Here is a 19549-nt window from a genome sequence, read left to right on the forward strand (position 1 = left end):
ACGGACGGTACGGGGTACCCGTACCCGGAACAGCGCGGCATGGCGCCGCCGCTCCGGTAACCACGCGGTCACGGACCGGCTGCAAAAAGTCACCGCACGCCCCTCGTGGCGGAGATGTGTCTTACCCCACACTGGGGTGCGGTGCCTGAGTCCTCGGAGCGCGGCCGGCCCACCGACGGTGGGCACCTCACCCCCGCGGATCCGCTCATCGTGTACGGGACGGACAGCGGCCCGGCCGCCCCCGTCCCGCTGCCGCACGCCCCCGATCCGGCAGCGATCACCCTGGAGGTCGCCCCCGTGCAGACCCAGACCCTGACCGACAGCGACGTCGTCACGACCGTGCCCCCGCAGAGCCGGGCCCCGCTCCACCCCGAGGCCGACGCGCCCGCCGTGGAGCTCGCCGACGATGTGGTGGAGGTGCACGAGCCGCCCGAGCGGGTGCCGGGGCGGGTGGATACCGGCGGGCCGTCCTCCGATCTCTTCCGCCAGTACCTGCGCGAGATCGGGCGCATCCCGCTGCTCACCGCCGCCGAGGAGGTGGAGCTGGCCCGCCGGGTCGAAGCGGGCCTGTTCGCCGAGGAGAAGCTCGGCAGCACCCCCGACCTGGACTCCCAACTCGCCGTGGACCTCGACAAGTTGGTCGTCATGGGCCGGATGGCCAAGCGCCGGCTGATCGAGGCCAACCTGCGGCTCGTCGTCTCGGTGGCCAAGCGGTACGTCGGGCGCGGGCTCACCATGCTCGACCTGGTCCAGGAGGGGAACCTCGGACTGATCCGCGCGGTGGAGAAGTTCGACTACGCGCGCGGCTACAAGTTCTCCACGTACGCGACGTGGTGGATCCGCCAGGCCATGTCCCGCGCCCTCGCCGACCAGGCGCGCACGATCCGCGTCCCGGTCCATGTGGTGGAGCTGATCAACCGGGTCGTCCGGGTGCAGCGCCGGATGCTCCAGGAGCGCGGCTACGAGCCGACGCCGGAGGAGGTGGCCGCCCATCTCGACCTGGCGCCCGAGCGCGTCAGCGAGGTGCTGCGGCTCGCCCAAGAGCCCGTCTCGCTGCACGCGCCCGTCGGCGAGGAGGACGACGTGGCGCTCGGCGACCTCATCGAGGACGGCGACGCCGCGTCCCCCGTGGAGTCCGCCGCCTTCCTGCTGCTGCGCGAGCACCTGGAGGCGGTGCTGTCCACGCTGGGCGAGCGCGAGCGCAAGGTGGTCCAGCTGCGCTACGGCCTGGCGGACGGCCGCCCCCGCACCCTGGAGGAGATCGGCCGGATCTTCGGCGTCACCCGCGAACGCATCCGCCAGATCGAGTCCAAGACCCTGAACAAACTCCGCGACCACGCCTTCGCGGACCAGCTCCGCGGCTATCTGGACTGAGGCCCGGCGCGCCCGCGGGCAGGCGCGCCGCCGAGGGCGGAACGCGTGCCCGCGGGCGGACGGGTCAGTCGACCTCGGCCACCGCCTGGGCGAACTGCGCCGCGTACAGCCGCGCGTACGCGCCGTCGGCGGCCAGCAGTTCGTCGTGCGAGCCCTGCTCCACGATCGCGCCGTTCTCCATCACGAGGATGACGTCCGCGTCCCGGATCGTGGAGAGCCGGTGCGCGATCACGAAGGACGTACGGCCGTGCGCGAGGCGCGCCATCGCCTTCTGGATCAGCACCTCCGTCCGGGTGTCCACCGAACTCGTCGCCTCGTCCAGCACCAGGATCACCGGGTCGGACAGGAACGCCCGGGCGATGGTGATCAGCTGCTTCTCGCCCGCGCTCACCCCCGTGCCCTCGTCGTCGATCACGGTGTCGTACCCGTCGGGCAGCGTGCGCACGAACCGGTCGGCGTGCGCCGCGCGGGCCGCCTCCTCGATCTCCTCGCGCGTCACCGGCCGGTCCGCGCCGTACGCGATGTTGTCCGCGATGGTGCCGCCGAACAGCCAGGTGTCCTGGAGCACCATGCCGATGCCCGCGCGCAGCTCCTGGCGGGACATCCGGGCCGCGTCCACCCCGTCCAGGGTGATCCGCCCGTCCGTCACCTCGTAGAACCGCATCAGCAGGTTGACCAGCGTGGTCTTGCCCGCGCCGGTCGGGCCGACGATGGCGACGGTCTGGCCCGGCTCGACCTTCAGCGACAGATCGTCGATGAGGGGCTTCTCCGGCTCGTAGCGGAACGAGACCTTCTCCAGCGTCACCGCGCCGCGCCGCTCCACCGGCCGCTCGGCCGAGGCCGCGTCCGGCTCCTGCTCGTCCGCGTCGAGCAGCTCGAAGATCCGCTCGGCGGAGGCCACGCCCGACTGCACCAGGTTCGCCATCGAGGCGACCTGGGTGAGCGGCATCGAGAACTGCCGCGAGTACTGGATGAACGCCTGCACATCGCCGATCGACAGCGACCCCGAGGCCACCCGCAGTCCGCCGACCACCGCGACCAGCACGTAGTTCAGGTTCGAGATGAACATCATCAGCGGCTGCATCACACCGCTGTTGAACTGCGCCTTGAACCCGGCCTCGTACAGCTCCTCGTTCTGCTCGGCGAACTGCCGCGCCGACTCCTCCTGCCGCCCGAAGACCTTCACCAGGCTGTGCCCGGTGTACATCTCCTCGACGTGCGCGTTGAGCCGCCCGGTGGTCTTCCACTGCTGCACGAACTGCGGCTGCGAGCGCTTGCCGACCTTGGTCGCCACGAACACCGACAGCGGTACGGTCGCCAGCGCCACCAGGGCCAGCAGCGGAGAGATCCAGAACATCATCGCGAGCACGCCGACGATCGTCAGCAGCGAGTTGATGAGCTGGCCCATCGTCTGCTGCATCGTCTGCGAGATGTTGTCGATGTCGTTGGTGGCCCGGCTGAGCACCTCGCCGCGCTTGGCCCGGTCGAAGTAGGACAGCGGCAGCCGCGAGAGCTTCGCCTGCACCTGCTCGCGCATCCGGAACACCGTGCGGTTGATCGCCCGGTTGGAGAGCCGGGTCGCCACCAGCATCGCCAGGCCCGCGCCCACGTACACCGCGAGCGCGACCAGCAGCACGCTGCCGACCGAGCCGAAGTCGATGCCGTGGCCGGGGGTGAAGTCCACCCCGGAGAGCATGTCGGCGAGGCCGCCGTCGCCCTTGGCGCGCAGCCGGTCCAGCGCCTGCGCCTTGGTCGTCCCGTCCGGCATCTGCCGGCCGACCACGCCCGCGAAGACCAGGTCGGTCGCCTTGCCGAGGATCTTCGGCCCGACCACCGAGAGCGCCACGCTGAGCACGGCCGCCACGAGCATCACATAGAGCGTGCCCTTCTCCGGCGCGAGTTGTCTGAGCAGCCGCTTCGCGGACCCCTTGAAGTCCATCGAGCGCTTGCCGTCGCCCTGGCCCATCATCCGGGCCATGTGTCCGCTCATGCCGCCTCGGCCTCCGTCAGCTGGGAGAGCACGATCTCCCGGTACGTCTCGTTCTCGGCCATCAGCTCGTGGTGGCGGCCGGTGCCGACGACCCGGCCCTCGTCGAGGACGACGATCCGGTCGGCGTCGCGGATCGTGGAGACCCGCTGGGCGACGATCACGACGGTCGCCTCGCGCGTCTCGCGCAGCAGCGCCGCCCGCAGGGCCGCGTCCGTCGCGTAGTCGAGCGCCGAGAACGAGTCGTCGAAGAGGTAGATCTCGGGGCGCTGCACCAGGGTCCGGGCGATCGCCAGGCGCTGGCGCTGGCCGCCGGAGACATTGGTGCCGCCCTGGGAGATCGGCGCGTTCAGCCCGCCCTCCAGCTTGCCGACGAACTCCTTGGCCTGGGCGACCTCCAGCGCGTGCCAGAGCTCCTCGTCGGTGGCGTCCGGGTTCCCGTACCGCAGGTTGGTCGCGACCGTCCCGGAGAAGAGGTACGGCTTCTGCGGGACCATCGACACCGTCTTGGCGAGCAGCGCGGGATCCAGGGTCCGCACGTCCTCGCCGTCGACGAGCACCGCCCCGTCCGTCACGTCGAACAGCCTCGGTACGAGACCGAGCAGCGTCGACTTGCCGCTGCCGGTCGACCCGATGATCGCGGTGGTCTCGCCCGGGCGGGCCACCAGCTCCACCCCGTTGAGCACGGCCTCCTCGGCGCCCGGATAGGTGAAGTCGGCGCCGCGCACCTCCAGGTGGCCGCTGCGGCGCAGCTCGACGACGGGGGCCTTCGGCGGCACCACGCTCGTCTCGGTGTCCAGCACCTCCTCGATGCGCTCGGCGCAGACCTCGGCGCGCGGCACCATCATGAACATGAAGGTGGCCATCATCACGGCCATCACGATCTGCATCAGATACGTGAGGAACGCGGTGAGCTGGCCGATCTGCAGCGAGCCGTTGTCGATGCGGTGCGCGCCGAACCAGACCACCGCGACCGACGAGACGTTCACGACGGTCATCACCGTCGGGAACATCAGCGCCATCAGCCGGCCGGTGCCGAGCGAGACGTCGGTGAGCTCGGTGTTGGCGCCGCGGAAGCGGCCCTGCTCGTAGTCGTCCTTCACGAACGCCCTGATCACCCGGTTGCCGGTGATCTGCTCGCGCAGGACGCGGTTGACCGTGTCGAGGCGGGTCTGCATGGTCCGGAACAGCGGACGCATCTTGCGCACGATCAGCGAGACGCAGACGCCGAGCACCGGCACCACGGCCAGCAGCACCGCGGAGAGCGGCACGTCCTGGCCGAGCGCCATGATGATGCCGCCGAAGCACATGATCGGCGCGGACACCATCAGGGTGAACGACATCAGCGTCAGCATCTGGACCTGCTGGACGTCGTTGGTGGTCCGGGTGATCAGGGACGGCGCCCCGAAGTGGCCCACCTCGCGCGCGGAGAAGGACTGCACCCGCGCGAACACGGCGGCGCGCATGTCCCGGCCGACCGCGGCGGCCGTGCGGGCGCCGAAGTAGACGGCGCCGACGTTGCAGACGACCTGGACCAGGCTGACGGCGATCATGACACCGCCGAACTCCAGGATGTATCCGGTGTCCCCGCTGACGACACCGTTGTCGATGATGTCGGCGTTCAGGGTCGGCAGATAGAGGGTCGCGCACGTCTGGAGCAGCTGGAGGAGCACCAGGAACGCGATCGGTTTCTTGTACGGAACCAGATGGGTTCGCAGCAGTCGTATGAGCACGTGGGGGCTCTCCGGGTCGGCAAGATCGAGGGGTTCGCACCCATCTTCCGACACTCCACCCCTGGAACCTCAACCGATTAAGCCAAGGGCGAGTCAAAAGGATGAGTCAAGAACGGACCCCCGGCGCAGTCAAGGCGACACACCGGAGATCACTCGTTCGGCTTTCCTTTCGCGCCCGTGCGCCACGGACCCGGCGCCCCGCCCGTCCCGGCCGCCCCGCCCGGCTCAGGCGCCCGGCCCGAACGCCCCCGGGTGGATCTCGTCGCGCGTCGCGATGTACTGCTGGCGCACCGCCTGCCCCACCGCCAGCTCCTCGCCCGGCTCGAAGACCTGGGCCGCCGCGCCCTGCCAGGCCGGCGGGGTGTGCGGCGCGAGGGAGCCCTGCGAGACGCCCAGCGCCCAGGCCGCCTGCCGGGCCGCGCCCAGCGCCGCGTACTCGGCGGGCTGCGGCACGACCACCTGGGTGCCCAGGATCGCGGGCGCCGCCGCCTGCACGGCGGGCAGCTCGGCCGCGGCGCCCAGCAGGAAGACCCGCCGCACCTCGACCCCGCGGGTGCGCAGGACGTCCAGGGCGTCGGCGAGCGAGCAGAGCATCCCCTCGAACGCGGCCCGCGCCAGGTGCTCGGGCTTCATCGACTCGCGGCGCAGCCCCGTGAGCGTCCCGGCCGCGTGCGGCAGCCGCGGGGTGCGCTCGCCCTCCAGATAGGGCAGCAGCACCAGGCCGGACGCGCCCGGAGTGGACTTCAGCGCCAGGTCGGAGAGCTCCTCCAGGCTCTCGGTGCCGAGCATCTCGGCCGTGCCGCGCAGCGCCCGTACCGCGTTGCTCGTATGCACGACGGGCAGATGGCGGCCGGTGGCGTCGGCGAACGACGTAATCATCCCGGACGGGTCGGCCAGCGCCTCGTGGTGCACGGCCATGACCGAACCCGAGGCGCCGAGCGAGACGACCGCGTCGCCGGGGCCCACGCCGAGCCCGAACGCGGCGGCCATCGTCTCGCCGGTGCCGGCCGAGATCAGCAGCCCCTCCGGGGTGGTGCCGGCGGCGTCGCTGGGGCCGAGCACCTCGGGGAGCGCGACCTGGTGGCCGAGCGCGAGCTCGACCAGGTCGGGCCGGTAGAAGCCGGTCGCCGCCGACCAGTAGCCGGTGCCGGACGCGGCGCCCCGGTCGGTGGTGCGGCGGGCGGGGCGGCCGAGCAGCTGCCACACCAGCCAGTCGTGCGCCTGGAGGATCGCGGCGGTGCGCTTGGCGGCCTCCGGCTCGCTCCGCGCCAGCCAGCGCAGCTTCGCCACGGCCTGCGCGGCCCCCGGCACGCTGCCGACCGCCTTGGCCCACGCCTCACGCCCGCCGAGCGAGTCGGTGAGGTCGGCGGCGGAGACCTGGGCGCGCTTGTCGTTGCCGGTCAGCGCGGCGCGTACGAGGGAGCCCTGCCCGTCGAGCGCGATCAGCGCGTGCTGCTGGGCGGCGACCCCGATGGCCTGCACGCCCTCCAGCAGCCCGCCCGCGGCGGCCTCGCCGAGCGAGAGCAGCCACGCCTGTGGATCGACCTCGGTGGCTTTGGGATCACCGGGATGCGGGGCGTACCCCTGCCGCAGGACGGCACCGGTGTCGGTGTCGCAGACGACGATGCGAGTGAAGGCGGAAGAGCTGTCCAGCCCGGCGACTATCCCCATGCGCACGATTCTGCCGCACGGCGTGCGCCGGGGGGCCGCCGCGTCCGTCCCGGCTCAGGTGTTGCTGGTGCCCCAGTCGTCGTCGCCGCCCTGCCCGCGCTCGCGCAGCGAACGGATCCGGTCGCCGATCGAGCCCGGCCCGGAGCCGTCGACCCGGTCGGAGAACTTCGCGCTGACCGCGTGGAACGCCTTGCCCGCGTAGGCCCGGCCGTTCTGCGCGGCCGACTCGGCGGTGTTGCGCACGGCCGGGTTCTGGGCGACCTGGCGCGCGGACTTCTTCAGCTGCTCGTACCGCTCGCGCCCGGCCCGGGTCCCGAGCACGTACCCGACGACGAGTCCGGCGGCGAACGTGAGCCGGTAGCGCATGGCGGTCACCCTTCTGTGGCGTCTGTCGACGTCGCTGTGGCGTCGTGTGCTGCGCCTACCCGCGCAGCCCTGTGATCACCCGGGGCGGAACCGATTGGCGGAGCACCCCCCTGCTTGCGCTAATGTATGTGTCGCAGCGAGCGCACGCCGCCCGGGGACACCCGAGGTGGGTACGTTTGAGGCAACGAGACATTCCCCTGTAGCTCAATTGGCAGAGCAGCCGGCTGTTAACCGGCAGGTTACTGGTTCGAGTCCAGTCGGGGGAGCTCGATCTCCTGTAGCTCAATTGGCAGAGCAGCCGGCTGTTAACCGGCAGGTTACTGGTTCGAGTCCAGTCGGGAGAGCAGTGAAAAGGGCCCCTTGAGGGTCCTTTTTCATGCCCGGTGGAACCGCGCGGCCCGCACCGGGGTCCTCATGGTCGTGCGTTGCCGACCATCCGAGGCAGGAGATCGTATGAGCGGCTATGCTGCGGCAGACGGCGCGCACAAATGTGCGCGACGCGCCGTTAGGGGCGGTAGCTCAGCCGGTTAGAGCAGCGGACTCATAATCCGTCGGCCGTGGGTTCGAGTCCCACCCGCCCCACTCTGCGTTCCCTGCGCGGAAACGTTTCAACCTGCGGACCCGGCTCTGCGCCCTGCCGGACGGGGGAGCTGAGGAGGAGCCCAGTGATCCCCTGCCGGCCCGAGAGGCAGACGATCAAGACGCAGAAAGGCCCCGACCACGTGCTGGTCGGGGCCTTCTTTGCTGTCACTGCCGTTCGGGCTTCGGGGTGATGAACCCCCGTTCGCTGGATGGAGGTACAGGGCCCCGCCCCGCCCCGGCCGCGGTCCTGCCAGGGGTACCGGCCGGGGCGGGGTGTCATCGGGGTGCAGGGTGCTCGCCGAGCCGACGGAGCAGCTGCACGGTGTCGACACAGCATCTGGCGAGGCGCTGCGCGTGCGCGTACTGCGCCGAGAGGTTGTCCGACTCGCTGTCCATGCCGAGCTGGCGGTGGGCCTCGGTGACGCCGAGGAGGACGCGGCTGCGTGACGGGTCGTCCACGGGCAGGCGTGCCTCGGCGTCCTGGAGGGCGGGCAGCAGCACCATCAGGTGGCCGCGGTAGCGAAGGGTCCGTGCCGTCGCGTCGTCCAGTGTCAGGGTGTCGGCGCGGGCCGGGGCGCCGTCGAGGAAGCGCCCGCACTCTCGCGCGATCCTGGCCAGGTCGGGCCGGATGGGGCCGGTCAGCTGCGGCGCGGCGGCCCGTCTTCGGCCGAGGCGGATGACTCCGTCGACCCCGGCCGGGACGCAGTAATCCTCCCGGCGCCGGGGCGGGGAGATCCAGTACGGCCCGGGCCGTTCCGTGCGGTGCACGGCGGGAACACCGAGCCACGTTGTGTCCGGGGCAAGCCGCTGCGCGTCCGGGGTGTTGAGGTGGGAGCAGGAGCCGAGCGGCACGAGGACGTAGTACGAGACGCTCGCGGCGTAGGCGTCGTGGATGACCGGCCCGTCGACCATGTGCGCCAGGTACGCGGCGACCGCGTCCGAATCGCCGCTCTGCGCGGCGGCGTGGACGATCTCGGCGGAGATGCGCACGGTGTCGAACGCGCGGCCCGTCGGCAGCATCGCCAGGCCATCCATCGTCCACTGGCCGCGGGCCGTTGCCGGTGCGGGGTGCGCGGAGGCGAGCCAGTCAGTGATGGCCGTGGTCCGGCGGGTCAGGTTGGTATGCACGGGGGCGCTCCCTCAGTGGCGGAGATTGCGCCAAGGCTCTGGTGACGGCCAGTACCCATGCGATATCCGAGCGGTAATCTCACCGTGAGATGGATTCTCATCCCCGCGTGGATAGGAAGCTCAGCCATGCCCGGACCGGTCGGCACCATCAGCATCCCGGCGTGGGCCTGGGAGCAGGCCCCCGTCCGGCAGGCGCTCCGACGCAGAGACATCGCCTCGGTGTTCATGCACGCCCAGCAGTACTCGGGAGTCAGCCAGGCCCGGATCGCGATGGCTGTCGGCATGACGCAGAGCCGTGTCAACGAAATCATCAACCGGCGCCGAGAGGTCTCCCGGCTTGACGTCTACGAGCGGATCGCCGACGGCCTCGGCATGCCCGACGACGCCCGCCACCTCCTCGGTCTCGCGGCCAGCAGAGAGGCGCGCTCCGGCAACGCGGCCTTCGACCTGGCCGCGTTCCCCGAAGTCGTCCGCGTCTACGCCTCGCAGGCATCTGCACGCGAAGAGATCCAGCAGCAAGCCCGCGCTGCCCAGGAACTCGACGTCCTGGCCGTTCGCGGGCTCGGCCTCATCGGCCTCAACGACTCCCTGCTCCGCGCCTGCCTGCCGCGTGAGCAGGGCGGACAGGGCCTACGGGTCCGGCTGCTGCTCCTCGACCCCGAGTCCCCGGCACTCGCCCAACGGGCCGCCGAGATCGGCGAGTCAGCCGAGTCGCTCGCCAGCGGCGTGCGCCTGGCCGAAGGCAGGTTGCGCGAACTCGCCGGCACCTGCGATGTGCAGGTGTACCGCTACCGGATGCTGCCGACGTGGCGGGTCATCCGCATCGACTCCACCATGTTCGTCGGCGCCTTCGACGCAGGCTGGGAGGGGCACGAGTCGGCGTGCTACAAGGTGATGGAGACTCCGCACGGGCCCCTCTTCCGGGGGTTCCGGCGGATGGTCCAGGCGATCGTCGACGGAGCCGAACGTACGGTCTGAGAAAGGGGATCGCCCGTGATCGAGGCGGAACTGAAAGCGCGGGTCCACGAGCCCGAGGCGGTGCTGCGCCGTCTCGACGAGTGGGCCGTCGGCCGTGCCGAGGTGTACCAGGACACCTATTACGACACCCCGGACGGCGCGTTGGAGGTGCGGGACGCGGAACTCCGCGTGCGTACCGTGCACGGTCAGGACGAGACGCGGACGGTTCTGACGTACAAGGGCGCGCGCGTGGACGAGGAGACCGGCTCCAAGCCCGAGCACGAGAGCCGGGTCGAGGATACCGAGGCGGTCCACGCGGTGCTGCGCGGGCTCGGGTACGTCCCCGTGATCGCGTTCGAGAAGCGGTGCCGGAACTACGACTTCGAAGCGCACGGGCGCAAGATGCTGGCGACGCTGGTCAGGGTGCCGGAGATCGACGGGACGTTCATCGAGGTGGAGACCCTGGTCGCCGAGGACGAGTTGGCGGCGGCCCTCGACGATGTGCGCGCAGTGTTCACAGACCTGGGGATCGCTGGCGAGGACGTCACGAGGGAGCTCTACACCGACGCGGTGCGTGCCCGACGGGCGGCGTGACGAAAGCTCCCGTCGGCTCGCGGACGTAGCCGACGAGGGATCTCACGCGGTGGATGAGCCAGCCGATTCGTCGGCGTCCCGCTCACGGCGCAGGGCCTCGGAATCGGGCGCCGGACCGGTGCGGGAACGCGCACTGCCTTTCGGCTTGCTGATCAACCGAGTTGACCGCGCTGTGCGGCGGCAGAGCATGATCGCCGGGGTTTCTGGACTCGGCGGACACCCGAACTGTCTCCCCGACGGTCCTGGCCGCTCAGCCCTTTTGGGATCTTCTCTTGGGTGGCGGCCCGGAGCGCAACTCTGGGCTGTCGGCGTCTGGTGCGGTGCTGATGGGGGAGGGGGTGGTTCTGGCGGGCCGAGTGTCCCGTAGCTCGGCATCTCAGCCTTTCATGTCGACGGCCTTGAACGGGGCCGGTGTGGCAGCCGCCGGCGAGCCCCCGCCGACGTTGGCCTTGATGACAATCCCGTCCAGTCACCGATGGGCCGGATGAGCGGCGAGGCGGCCGCACCGGATCATCTGCGGCTCCATGCCCCATGATGCGGCGACAGGACTAGGTGGTGAGGCCGAAGGGATCCTTTTTCGCGATCTTCACGCCTGCGAGTGCGGTCGCGGCGCCTTCGGAGTGTCCGATCACCGCCGCTCCCGCGCCTCCCGCGAGCATGGTGAAACCGGCGAGTCGGGACAGCTCGTCACCCAAGGATTCGGTCCCGAATTCGTGGCCGCCCTTCCTGAGCCGGTACTCGCCGAGTTCTCCTGCCATGTCCGCCATGTACGCCTTCTTCATGGTGTTTGAAGGGTATTCATGGCACTTCCTCGGTGGCAGCTCAGCGACTGCCGTGACCAGCGCTTTCCGGGCCGGTTCCACGTTGGGTGGCACAGGATGGAACTAGGCGTATCGAGGCACCCGGAGACGCGTAATCCGTTGGCTGTGGGTTCAAGTCCCACCTACCTTGCCGCCCGCGCCGCTCCGCCCCCGTGGCGGGCGTCCCGTGTGCGTACGCAACGCTTCGCTCCCCTTTCCGGGAGCATGTGGTCGGCGTTCCCATTCCCCTTCCCCAGCGGGGAATTCGGGCCACGGCGGCCCGGGGTGCCGAGTCCGCCCGGTGCTCCGCTGTCAACCCCCGTGTGCAACTGCGGAGTTCCCGCGATTGAACGTCTGATCAGCCGTTCGGGGTTGTCCGGAGACGATTCGGTCCGGGAGATTGACCGCAGCACCGATTTCCGCGCACCGCACAAGGGAGGCACCGGGTGAGCACGGAAGAACGACAGGGCGAGGCCGACCAGGTCTATACGGCCGGGAGCGCCAACTTCGATCCGCTGTACGCGGGGAAGGTGCGGACGGAGGGGCTGGGCATGAAGTTCGACTTCGCGCCCTGGAACATCCCTGAGCCGCAGCCCGTCGTCGTGGCCCTGGAGGCGTCCGGCGCGTTCCACGGCAAGGTGCTGGACGCCGGATGCGGCACCGGGCAGAACTCCCTGCACCTCAAGTCGCGCGGCCACGACGTCACCGGCCTCGACTTCTCGCCCTCCGCCATCGGGCAGGCCCAGGAGCGCGCCCGCGAGCGCGGCCTCGACCTGACCTTCGCGGTGGCCGACGCCACCAGGTTCGAGGGGATCGAGGGCGGCTTCGAGACCGTCCTCGACTACGGGCTCTACCACGTGCTCACCGACGAGCAGCGGCGCGCCTACGCGGCCTCCCTGCACCGCGTGACCGCCCCGGGCGCCCGGCTCCACCTGTTCGCGTTCGCCGAGTCCGAGCTGGTCGGCCTGCCGCCGCAGCAGCTGCGCGTCAGCAAGGACAACTTCCGGGCCAACCTCGAAGGCAATTGGCGGATCATCGCCATCGAGGACAGCCTCTGCACCACCAACCACACCCGGGAGTACTTCGAGAAGCAGCGCTCGGAGACGGGCGGCACCCTGCCCTTCGACCCGGACGCCTTCGACGTGGACGCCAAGGGCCGGATCGTCTACCCGATGTCGTACGTGCACGCCGAGCGGGTCTGACCCCGCCGCGACGGGGCCGGGCGTCCCCCCTCGGGCGCCCCCCGTCGCACTGCGGCGCCGGTGGCGGCGGTTAGCATCGCCCGTGACCGCCGAGACCGAAACCCCGCCCAGCAGCCGCTCCCGCATATTCGCCGACCTCACGCCGCTGCGCAGCTCCGCGCACTACCGCAGGCTCTGGTTCGGCAACACGATCTCCTGGATCGGGCAGGGCATGACCGCCCTGGCGATCTCCCTCCAGGTCTACGACATCACCGGATCCAGCTTCAGCGTCGGCCTCGTCGGGCTCTTCTCGCTGGTGCCGCTGATGGTGTTCGGGCTCTACGGCGGGGCCGTCGCCGACACCGTCGACCGGCGCCGGCTGGGGCTCGCCAGCGCGACCGGGTCCGCCGTCCTGTCGGCCGGTCTGGCCGCCGCCGCCCTGGCCGGATTCGCCGAGGTGTGGTTCCTCTACGGGATCGTGGCGCTCCAGTCCGTCTGCGCCGCGCTCAACGGGCCCGCCCGCTCCTCGATGATGCCCCGGCTGCTGCCGCCCGAGCAGCTGCCCGCCGCCAACGCCCTGAACTCCATCACCATGACCTCGGGCACCCTCCTCGGGCCCACCCTGGGCGGGCTGATCGTCGGGTTCGCCGGGTACCAGACCGCGTACCTGATCGACGCCGTCACCTTCGCCGCCTCCCTGTACGCGATGTGGCGGCTGCCCGCGATGCTGCCCGACCGGGACCGCACGACGGCCAAGCGGGCCTCCGTGCTCGACGGGTTCCGCTTCCTGGCCACCCGCCCGAACCTGCGGATGACGTTCTTCTCCGACTTCTGCGCCATGATCCTGGCGCACCCGCGCGCGCTGTTCCCGGCCGTCGCGGTCCTCTGGTACGACGGCGACGCCCGCACCACCGGACTCCTGGTCGCCGCCCCCGCCCTGGGCGCGCTGCTCGGCGGGGTGTTCTCGGGCTGGCTGAGCCGCGTCCACCGGCACGGCCTGGCGATCCTGGTCGCGGTGGGCGCGTGGGGCGCCGCGATCGCGGTGTTCGGGCTGACCCGCAACCTCTGGCTCGGGGTCCTCTTCCTGGCCCTCGCCGGGTGCGCCGACACCGTGTCCATGGTGTTCCGCAACACGATGATGCAGGTCGCCGCCCCCGACGAGATGCGCGGACGGCTCCAGGGCGTGTTCATCGTGGTGGTCGCGGGCGGGCCCCGGCTCGGCGACTTCCTGGCGGGCAGCACGGCCGACCTGGCCTCGCCCACGGTGGCCGTCACCGGCGGCGGGCTGGCGTGCGTGCTCGCGGTGACGCTGCTCGGCCTCACCCGGCGCCGGTTCGCCCGGTACGACGCCCGCGACCCGCAGCCGTAGCGGAACCCCGGCGGGGGCCGGGGCGGCCGAAGGCGCCCCGCCGTACCGGAAGGCGCCCGTCAGGCGGGGGACACCACTCCCCGCGCCACCCCCAGCTCCACCAGGTCCTGGGGCCGCAGCCGGAGTTGGTCCGCCGTGGCCCGCACCTCGCCGGGGCCGCGCTTGAGGATGGCCGCCGCCAGTTCGGGGGCGATCACCGAGAAGTAGCTGTCCGGGGTCACCCAGGTGCGGCCGGGGGCGGCCAGGGCGAGCGCGCCGCCCGAACCGCCCTCGCCGATCACCAGCGTGGTGAGCGGCACCCGGGCCTCGGCCACCGCCGCGAAGCACTCCGCCACGGCCGCGCCCTGCCCGGCCCGCTCGGCCGCCGCGTCATTGGCCGCGCCCGGGGTGTCGACCAGCGTCAGCACCGGCACCCCGAGCCGGTCGGCGAGGCGCAGCAGCCGGGCGGCGGTGCGGTAGCCCGCGGGCCGGGTCGCGGTCCCGGTCTGCGCGGCGTACGCGACCGTACGCCCGTCCCGCAGCCCGAACCCGCACCGCATCCCGTCGTCGGCGCCCCCGCACCGGTCCCCGCGCAGCGGCATCCGGTACGTGAAGTAGGCGTCCAGATAGGCGTCCGCGCGCGGGCGGCCGGCCGCGCGGGCCCGCTCCACCGCCTCCCAGCCGGTGCCGGGCGGGGCGGCCGGTGCGAGCGCCCCGGGCACCTCGGCGGGCCGGACCCGGCGGGGGCGCCCGTCCGCGTCCTCCGCACCGGCGCCGGACGCCCCGCCCGTGAGCCCCTCGCCGCCCAGGAGCCCCAGCCACTTCCCCAGCACCCCGCGCAGCTCGGCGAGCGGGACCACCGCGTCCACCGACCCGGCCGCCAGCTGGCCCTCCGCCGCGTACGCCGCCGGGTCCGCGTCCGCCGGGCGGACCCGGGAGCCCGCGAAGCCCACCTGGGCGCCGGGCAGCGCCAGGACCACGTCCGCACCCGCGCCCAGCGTGGCCCAGCCGCCGCCGGTCGTCGGGTCGCGCACCACCGCGAGCTGCGGCAGCCCGGCGGCCCGCAGCAGCGCGGACCGGCGGGCCACCCGCTGGAGCTGGGTGAGCGCGACCATGCCCTCCTGCATCCGGCTGCCCCCGGTCGAGATCAGCGAGACCAGCGGCAGCCGCAGCGTCCGCGCGCTGTCGTACGCCGCCTCCAGCCGGTCGCCCGTGCGCTCGCCCAACGAGCCGCCCAGGAAGCCGAATTCGAAGGCGACCAGGACGCACGCGCGGCCCTCGACCCGGGCGAGCCCGTGCACCACCGACTCGTGCTCGCCGGTGCGCTCGGTGGCCCGCGCCCGGGCCCGCGCGTACCCCTCCCAGCCCAGCGGACCGTCGGCGGCGCTCGCCCGTCCGGGCGCGGGCAGCTCGGTGAAGTCGCCGGTGACGGCGGTGATCGCGGCGCGGGCGGTGAGCCGCTCAGCCATGGCCGAGGGCCCGCTTCATGACCTTGCCCATGTCGTTGCGGGGCAGCGCCGACAGGAAGCGGACCGTACGCGGCCGTTTGTGCGGGGAGAGCTGGGCCGCCACGTGCGCGGCCAACTCCTCCTCCGCGGGCGGCGCCTGGGGATCGGCCGGCACCACCCAGGCCACCACCCGCTCCCCGAGGTCGGCGTCCGGCTCGCCGGTGACGGCGGCCTCCCGCACCCCGGGGTGGTCCAGCAGGGCGTTCTCGATCTCGCCCGCGCCGATCTTGTAACCGCCGCTCTTGATGAGGTCGGTGGCCTTGCGGCCGACGATCCGCACATAGCCGTCGGGGTCCAGGCTCGCCAGGTCGCCGGTGCGGAACCAGCCGTCCTCGGTGAAGGCGGCGGCCGTGGCGTCCGGCCGGTTGAGATAGCCGCTGAACAGGTGGGGGCCGCGCACCTGGATCTCGCCGATGCCGTCCGCCTCGTCCGCCAGCCGCAGCTCCACGCCGGGCAGCGGGCGGCCCACGGTGCCGGGGCGGGGCTCGCCGTCCGCCCGGACGCCGGTGTTCATCAGCGTCTCGGTCATCCCGTACCGCTCGATCACCGCGCGCCCGGTCGCCGCCGCGATCCGCCGGTGGTCGTGGACGGGCAGCGCGGCCGAGCCCGACACCAGCAGCCGGGCCCCGGCCAGCGACCGGGCCGACTCCGGGTCCCCGTCCAGGGATTCGGCGATCCGGTGGTACATCGTGGGCACCCCGAACAGCATGGTGGCGCCGTCCGCCAGCTCCCGGGCCACGCCCGCCACCGAGAACGCGCCGAGGTGGCGGACCGAGCCGCCGCGCCGCAGCGGACCGAGCACGCCGAGGATCAGCCCGTGCACGTGGAACAGCGGCAGCGCGTGGACCAGGACGTCGTCGGGCGTCCACGCCCAGGCGTCCGCGAGCGCGTCCAGGGTGGTGGCGATCGCCCGGCGGGGCAGCACGGCGCCCTTGGGCGGGCCGGTGGTGCCGGAGGTGTAGACGATCAGGGCGGGCGCCTCGGGGCCGGGCCCGCCGGTCCGCTCCGGCGCCGCCCGCCGCGCGGGCGAGGTGTCCACGTCGATCCGGGGGAGCGCGGCCAGCGCGGCCGGCAGCGGGTCGCCCGGCGCGGCGAGCACGGCGTCCGGCGCGCTGTCGTTGAGGATGTGCGCCAGTTCCCGCTCGCCGGTACGGGGGTTGAGCGGGACGACGGGGACCCCGGCCAGCAGCGCCGCGACCACCCCGACCGCCGTCTCCAGGGCCGGGGTCGCCCAGACGGCGACGCGCCCGGACCCGGCGAGGCGGGCCGCCAGGGCGTCCGCCGCCCCGGCGAGCTCCGCGTAGGTGAGGGACCGCTCGCCGAAGCGCAGGGCCTCCTTGTGGTCGGCGGTCCGCAGCGCGGGAAAGAGAGGGGACACGGAAGAGGGCTCCTCGCGGTCGACGGCACCGGCCCCGACGGGCCTGTCGAAACCCTACGCGGCGCCCCGATCAAGGAAGCGGCAGCGCCACCTTCACCGCGTACAGGGCGACCAGCCCGTAGCCCGTCCGGAACGTCCACATCCGGGCCGTGCCGGAGATCCGCGCCCCGGCGAACCCGCTGGCGGCGACGAGCAGTTGCTGCCACACGAAGGACGCCGCGAACACCGCCGCCACGAACACGGCCCCGGCGCCGCCCCCGTGCAGCGCGCCGCCCTGGGCGGTGGTGAGGGCGGTGAAGTAGAGCGCGGTGGTGGGGTTGACCAGGGTGAGGGCGGCGAAGCGGAGGAAGGTGCGGGCGGGGGCGGCGGCCGGTGCGGGGGTGGTGGCCGACCTGGTCGCGGGGGCGGCGGCCGACGCGGGTGCGGGGGTGGTGCCGGGCGTCGGGCCCGGTGGGGCGGCCGGGATGCCGGACGCCGGGGCAAGTGGGGCGGCCGGGACCTCCCGGTCCGGCGGTGGCGTCGCGCCCCGCGACCCCCACAGCCCCCGTCCCGCGATCGTCGCCAGGACGCCTGCCGCCACCAGCCGCACCCACGCCTCCACCCCGGACAGCGTCGAGGCCACCCACGGCCCGAGTGCCGTCGCCACCGCCGCGTACGCCAGGTCGACCACCGCCACCGCCGAGGCCGCCGCGACCGCGCCGCGCCGGTCGCGCATGCCCTCCTGGACGAGCAGCACCCCGACCGCGCCCACCGGCATCGCCACCCCCAGGCCCGCCGCCGCGCCCGCCACCGCCGTCGTCCACATCTCGCTCATGGGGGTACTGTCCGGCCGCGCCGGGCCGGAACGCGGCCGGATATCGGCACCGGCTGCGACAATCGCGGTATGGACCGGCTCGACAGGGAAATCCTCGGCGCGCTGCGGGAGGATGCGCGGATCTCGTACCGCGACCTCGGTACGAAGGTGGGGCTCAGCGCCAACGCCGCCGCCGACCGGGTGCGGCGGATGCGCCGCGAGGGCGTGATCCGGGGCTTCACCACCCTGGTCGACCCGGCGGCCGACGGCGGCGCCGGACTGGTCGTCTTCATCGACGTCACCCTGCGCCTGGACACCACCAACGAGGAGTTCGAGCGGGTCGCCCTGAAGCTGCCGGGCATCACCGAGGTCGTGCACGTCACCGGCGAGCACGACTACCTCGTACGGGCCAGGGCGGCCGACCCGGCCGCCCTGGACGGGCTGCTGCGCCGCCTCAAGCGGGACGCGGGCGTGGCCCACTCCCACACCCGGATCGCGCTGCGGGCGGCCTCCGGGCCCTGAGTACGCGGCCCCGAGCCGGGCCGGTCACACCGGGGACTGCCAGCTCGCCGTGGTGCCCGGCCCGCCGTCCTCGGCCTCGCCGTCGTCCGTCACGTCGAGGCGGACCCCCGGCCGCCCGTCGGGCAGCCGCGCCGTCGCGTCGACCGTGACCCGCACGGAGGAGACGCCCGGGCGGCGGTGCGCGGCGGCCAGCGCCGTGCGCAGGGCCGCGGTCAGCCGGGTGGCCGCGGGCTCCCCGACCACCGTGTCCACCGCCCCCTCGAACCGCACCGACGGCCGGAACCCGAGCAGCGCGCCCGCCCCGTCCGTCTCGCGCAGCACCCTGCCCCGCACGGTCGACGGCGCCTCCGCGGGCGGCTGCTGAAGGGCGAAGATCGCGGTGCGGACCTCCTGGATCGTGGAGTCCAGCTCGTCCACGGCCCGGGTGAGCAGCTCGTCCGTGTCGTCCCGGGCGGCTTTGGCGGCCCGGCGCCGGGTCGACTCCAGCATCATCTCGGTGGCGAACAGCCGCTGTACGACCAGGTCGTGCAGGTCCCGGGCGATCCGGTCGCGGTCCTCGTACACCGCGAGCCGCTCCCGGTTGTGCTGGGCGTCGGCGAGGACCAGCGCCAGCGCGGCCTGGGAGGCGAACTGCGCGGCCAGCAGCCGCTCCACCGCCGAGTACGGCTCGGCGCCCCGGCGGCGGGGGAGCGCGAGCGTGCCGATGAGCCTGCCGCCGCTCTGCAGCGGCAGCATCATGCTCGGCCCGAACCGGCTCCGCACGTGCGTGGTCATCCGGGGGTCGGTCGCCGAGTCCTCGATGAACACCGGCTCCCCGCCGAGCAGTTGGACCAGTACGGGCGAGCCGGGCGCGATCGTCGTGCCCACGATGTCGCCCGGGTCGTCGGGTGCCGACGCGGCGACGATCTCCATCCCGCCCGCCTCGGTGGGCTGGAGCACCACCCCGGCCGCCGCGTCCGCGAGCAGCCGGGCCCGCTCGGCGACCGTCATCAGCGCGTCGGCCGCGGTGTCGCCGGTGAGCAGGGAGGTGGTGACGGCGGCGGCGCCCTCGATCCACCGCTCGCGGCGCCGGGCCGTCTCGTACAGCCGGGCGTTGCCGATGGCGATCCCGGCCTGCGAGGCGAGCACCCGCAGCAGCGCCAGGTCCTCGTCGGTGAACGGCCCGCCGCGCTTCTCGGTCAGATAGAGGTTGCCGAACACCTCGGTGTGGACGCGGATGGGGACGCCCAGGAACGAGCGCATCGGGGGATGGCCCGGCGGCACGCCCGAGGAGCGCGGGTCGGCGGTCAGGTCGTCGAGCCGCAGCGGCCGGGCGTCCCGCAGGAGCGCGCCCAGCACCCCGGTGCGCCCGTCGGGCAGGGCCCCGATCCGCTCCCGTTCGGCCTCGGTGAGCCCGGCCGTGAACAGCTCGGTGAGCCGTCCGCGCTCGGGGTCGACGACGCCGAGCGCCGCGTACCGCGCGCCGGTCAGTTCGGCGGCGGTGTCCACCAGGTGCTGGAGGGTGGTGCGCAGTTCGAGGTCGGTGCCGACGCCGAGGACGGCTTCGAGGAGGACGGGGAGGGGAGTCCCGCCTCCGCCCCCGTCCCTTTCGTACGTGCCCGAGCCCACGTCCACGTCCTCCCCTCTC

16 protein-coding genes and 3 tRNA genes are annotated in these 19549 nt (G+C 72.9%); 9 read left to right on the forward strand and 10 right to left on the reverse strand.

Annotated elements, in window-relative coordinates; all coding sequences use genetic code 11:
• The first annotated feature begins 141 nt into the window (after window positions 1-141).
• Complete coding sequence (locus tag AB5J87_RS24040; protein WP_369379173.1) at window positions 142-1374, forward strand: RNA polymerase sigma factor; 1233 nt, start codon at window positions 142-144, stop codon at window positions 1372-1374.
• Between the two features lie 64 nt (window positions 1375-1438).
• On the opposite strand, the gene AB5J87_RS24045 is transcribed toward AB5J87_RS24040, so the two are convergent.
• The 4 genes from AB5J87_RS24045 to AB5J87_RS24060 all read right to left on the reverse strand — a co-directional run bounded on the left by AB5J87_RS24045 (window position 1439) and on the right by AB5J87_RS24060 (window position 7140).
• Complete coding sequence (locus AB5J87_RS24045) at window positions 1439-3364, reverse strand: ABC transporter ATP-binding protein (protein WP_369379175.1); 1926 nt, start codon at window positions 3362-3364, stop codon at window positions 1439-1441.
• The gene (locus tag AB5J87_RS24050) at window positions 3361-5094 is read right to left on the reverse strand and encodes an ABC transporter ATP-binding protein (RefSeq protein ID WP_369379176.1); all 1734 of its coding nucleotides are present in this window, start codon (window positions 5092-5094) and stop codon (window positions 3361-3363) included. The genes AB5J87_RS24045 and AB5J87_RS24050 overlap by 4 nt, the downstream gene beginning before the upstream one ends.
• A gap of 225 nt (window positions 5095-5319) precedes the next feature.
• Window positions 5320-6765: an FGGY-family carbohydrate kinase gene (locus tag AB5J87_RS24055; protein ID WP_369379177.1), complete on the reverse strand. Its 1446-nt coding sequence runs from the start codon at window positions 6763-6765 to the stop codon at window positions 5320-5322.
• 54 nt (window positions 6766-6819) lie between these two features.
• Window positions 6820-7140: a YtxH domain-containing protein gene (locus tag AB5J87_RS24060; RefSeq protein ID WP_369379178.1), complete on the reverse strand. Its 321-nt coding sequence runs from the start codon at window positions 7138-7140 to the stop codon at window positions 6820-6822.
• A gap of 184 nt (window positions 7141-7324) precedes the next feature.
• Here AB5J87_RS24060 and AB5J87_RS24065 point away from each other — a divergent pair.
• The 3 genes from AB5J87_RS24065 to AB5J87_RS24075 all read left to right on the forward strand — a co-directional run bounded on the left by AB5J87_RS24065 (window position 7325) and on the right by AB5J87_RS24075 (window position 7713).
• Window positions 7325-7397, forward strand: a tRNA-Asn gene (locus AB5J87_RS24065).
• 5 nt (window positions 7398-7402) lie between these two features.
• Window positions 7403-7475: transfer RNA gene (locus AB5J87_RS24070), tRNA-Asn, on the forward strand.
• Window positions 7476-7639: 164 nt separating this feature from the next.
• Window positions 7640-7713: transfer RNA gene (locus AB5J87_RS24075), tRNA-Ile, on the forward strand.
• Between the two features lie 276 nt (window positions 7714-7989).
• On the opposite strand, the gene AB5J87_RS24080 is transcribed toward AB5J87_RS24075, so the two are convergent.
• Window positions 7990-8841, reverse strand: a complete 852-nt coding sequence (locus AB5J87_RS24080; RefSeq protein ID WP_369379179.1) for a DUF6415 family natural product biosynthesis protein — start codon at window positions 8839-8841, stop codon at window positions 7990-7992.
• A gap of 126 nt (window positions 8842-8967) precedes the next feature.
• Between AB5J87_RS24080 and AB5J87_RS24085 the strand changes: the two genes are divergently transcribed.
• Window positions 8968-9819 carry a helix-turn-helix domain-containing protein gene (locus tag AB5J87_RS24085; protein ID WP_369379180.1) on the forward strand — a complete coding sequence of 284 codons (852 nt, stop codon included), beginning with the start codon at window positions 8968-8970 and terminating at the stop codon, window positions 9817-9819.
• A gap of 15 nt (window positions 9820-9834) precedes the next feature.
• Window positions 9835-10392 (forward strand): class IV adenylate cyclase, encoded by a 558-nt coding sequence (gene cyaB, locus AB5J87_RS24090; RefSeq protein WP_369379182.1) that lies wholly within the window; start codon window positions 9835-9837, stop codon window positions 10390-10392.
• A 548-nt stretch (window positions 10393-10940) separates the two neighbouring features.
• On the opposite strand, the gene AB5J87_RS24095 is transcribed toward cyaB, so the two are convergent.
• Window positions 10941-11174 carry a hypothetical protein gene (locus AB5J87_RS24095; RefSeq protein ID WP_369379183.1) on the reverse strand — a complete coding sequence of 78 codons (234 nt, stop codon included), beginning with the start codon at window positions 11172-11174 and terminating at the stop codon, window positions 10941-10943.
• A gap of 464 nt (window positions 11175-11638) precedes the next feature.
• Here AB5J87_RS24095 and AB5J87_RS24100 point away from each other — a divergent pair, with 464 nt between their 5' ends.
• Both AB5J87_RS24100 and AB5J87_RS24105 read left to right on the forward strand, forming a co-directional pair.
• Entirely contained in the window at window positions 11639-12394 is a 756-nt protein-coding gene (locus AB5J87_RS24100) for a class I SAM-dependent methyltransferase (protein WP_369379184.1), read from the forward strand.
• A gap of 82 nt (window positions 12395-12476) precedes the next feature.
• Window positions 12477-13742 (forward strand): MFS transporter, encoded by a 1266-nt coding sequence (locus AB5J87_RS24105; protein WP_369379186.1) that lies wholly within the window; start codon window positions 12477-12479, stop codon window positions 13740-13742.
• Window positions 13743-13801: 59 nt separating this feature from the next.
• On the opposite strand, the gene AB5J87_RS24110 is transcribed toward AB5J87_RS24105, so the two are convergent.
• The 3 genes from AB5J87_RS24110 to AB5J87_RS24120 all read right to left on the reverse strand — a co-directional run bounded on the left by AB5J87_RS24110 (window position 13802) and on the right by AB5J87_RS24120 (window position 17421).
• Window positions 13802-15190 carry a carboxyl transferase domain-containing protein gene (locus tag AB5J87_RS24110; RefSeq protein ID WP_369379188.1) on the reverse strand — a complete coding sequence of 463 codons (1389 nt, stop codon included), beginning with the start codon at window positions 15188-15190 and terminating at the stop codon, window positions 13802-13804.
• A complete protein-coding gene (locus AB5J87_RS24115) occupies window positions 15183-16607 on the reverse strand; it encodes an acyl-CoA synthetase (protein WP_369379189.1) in 1425 nt (474 codons plus the stop codon). Before AB5J87_RS24115 ends, AB5J87_RS24110 begins: the two co-directional genes overlap by 8 nt.
• A 70-nt stretch (window positions 16608-16677) precedes the next feature.
• Entirely contained in the window at window positions 16678-17421 is a 744-nt protein-coding gene (locus AB5J87_RS24120) for a hypothetical protein (protein ID WP_369379190.1), read from the reverse strand.
• A 69-nt stretch (window positions 17422-17490) separates the two neighbouring features.
• On the opposite strand from AB5J87_RS24120, the gene AB5J87_RS24125 reads away from it, so the two are divergent.
• Window positions 17491-17922 carry an Lrp/AsnC family transcriptional regulator gene (locus tag AB5J87_RS24125; protein WP_369379192.1) on the forward strand — a complete coding sequence of 144 codons (432 nt, stop codon included), beginning with the start codon at window positions 17491-17493 and terminating at the stop codon, window positions 17920-17922.
• Between the two features lie 24 nt (window positions 17923-17946).
• Here the strand turns inward: AB5J87_RS24125 and AB5J87_RS24130 are convergent, their stop codons facing one another.
• The gene (locus AB5J87_RS24130; RefSeq protein WP_369379193.1) at window positions 17947-19536 is read right to left on the reverse strand and encodes a GAF domain-containing protein; all 1590 of its coding nucleotides are present in this window, start codon (window positions 19534-19536) and stop codon (window positions 17947-17949) included.
• Between the last annotated feature and the right edge of the window lie 13 nt (window positions 19537-19549).

The sequence above is a fragment of the Streptomyces sp. cg36 genome, assembly GCF_041080675.1.
Classification (GTDB): domain Bacteria; phylum Actinomycetota; class Actinomycetes; order Streptomycetales; family Streptomycetaceae; genus Streptomyces.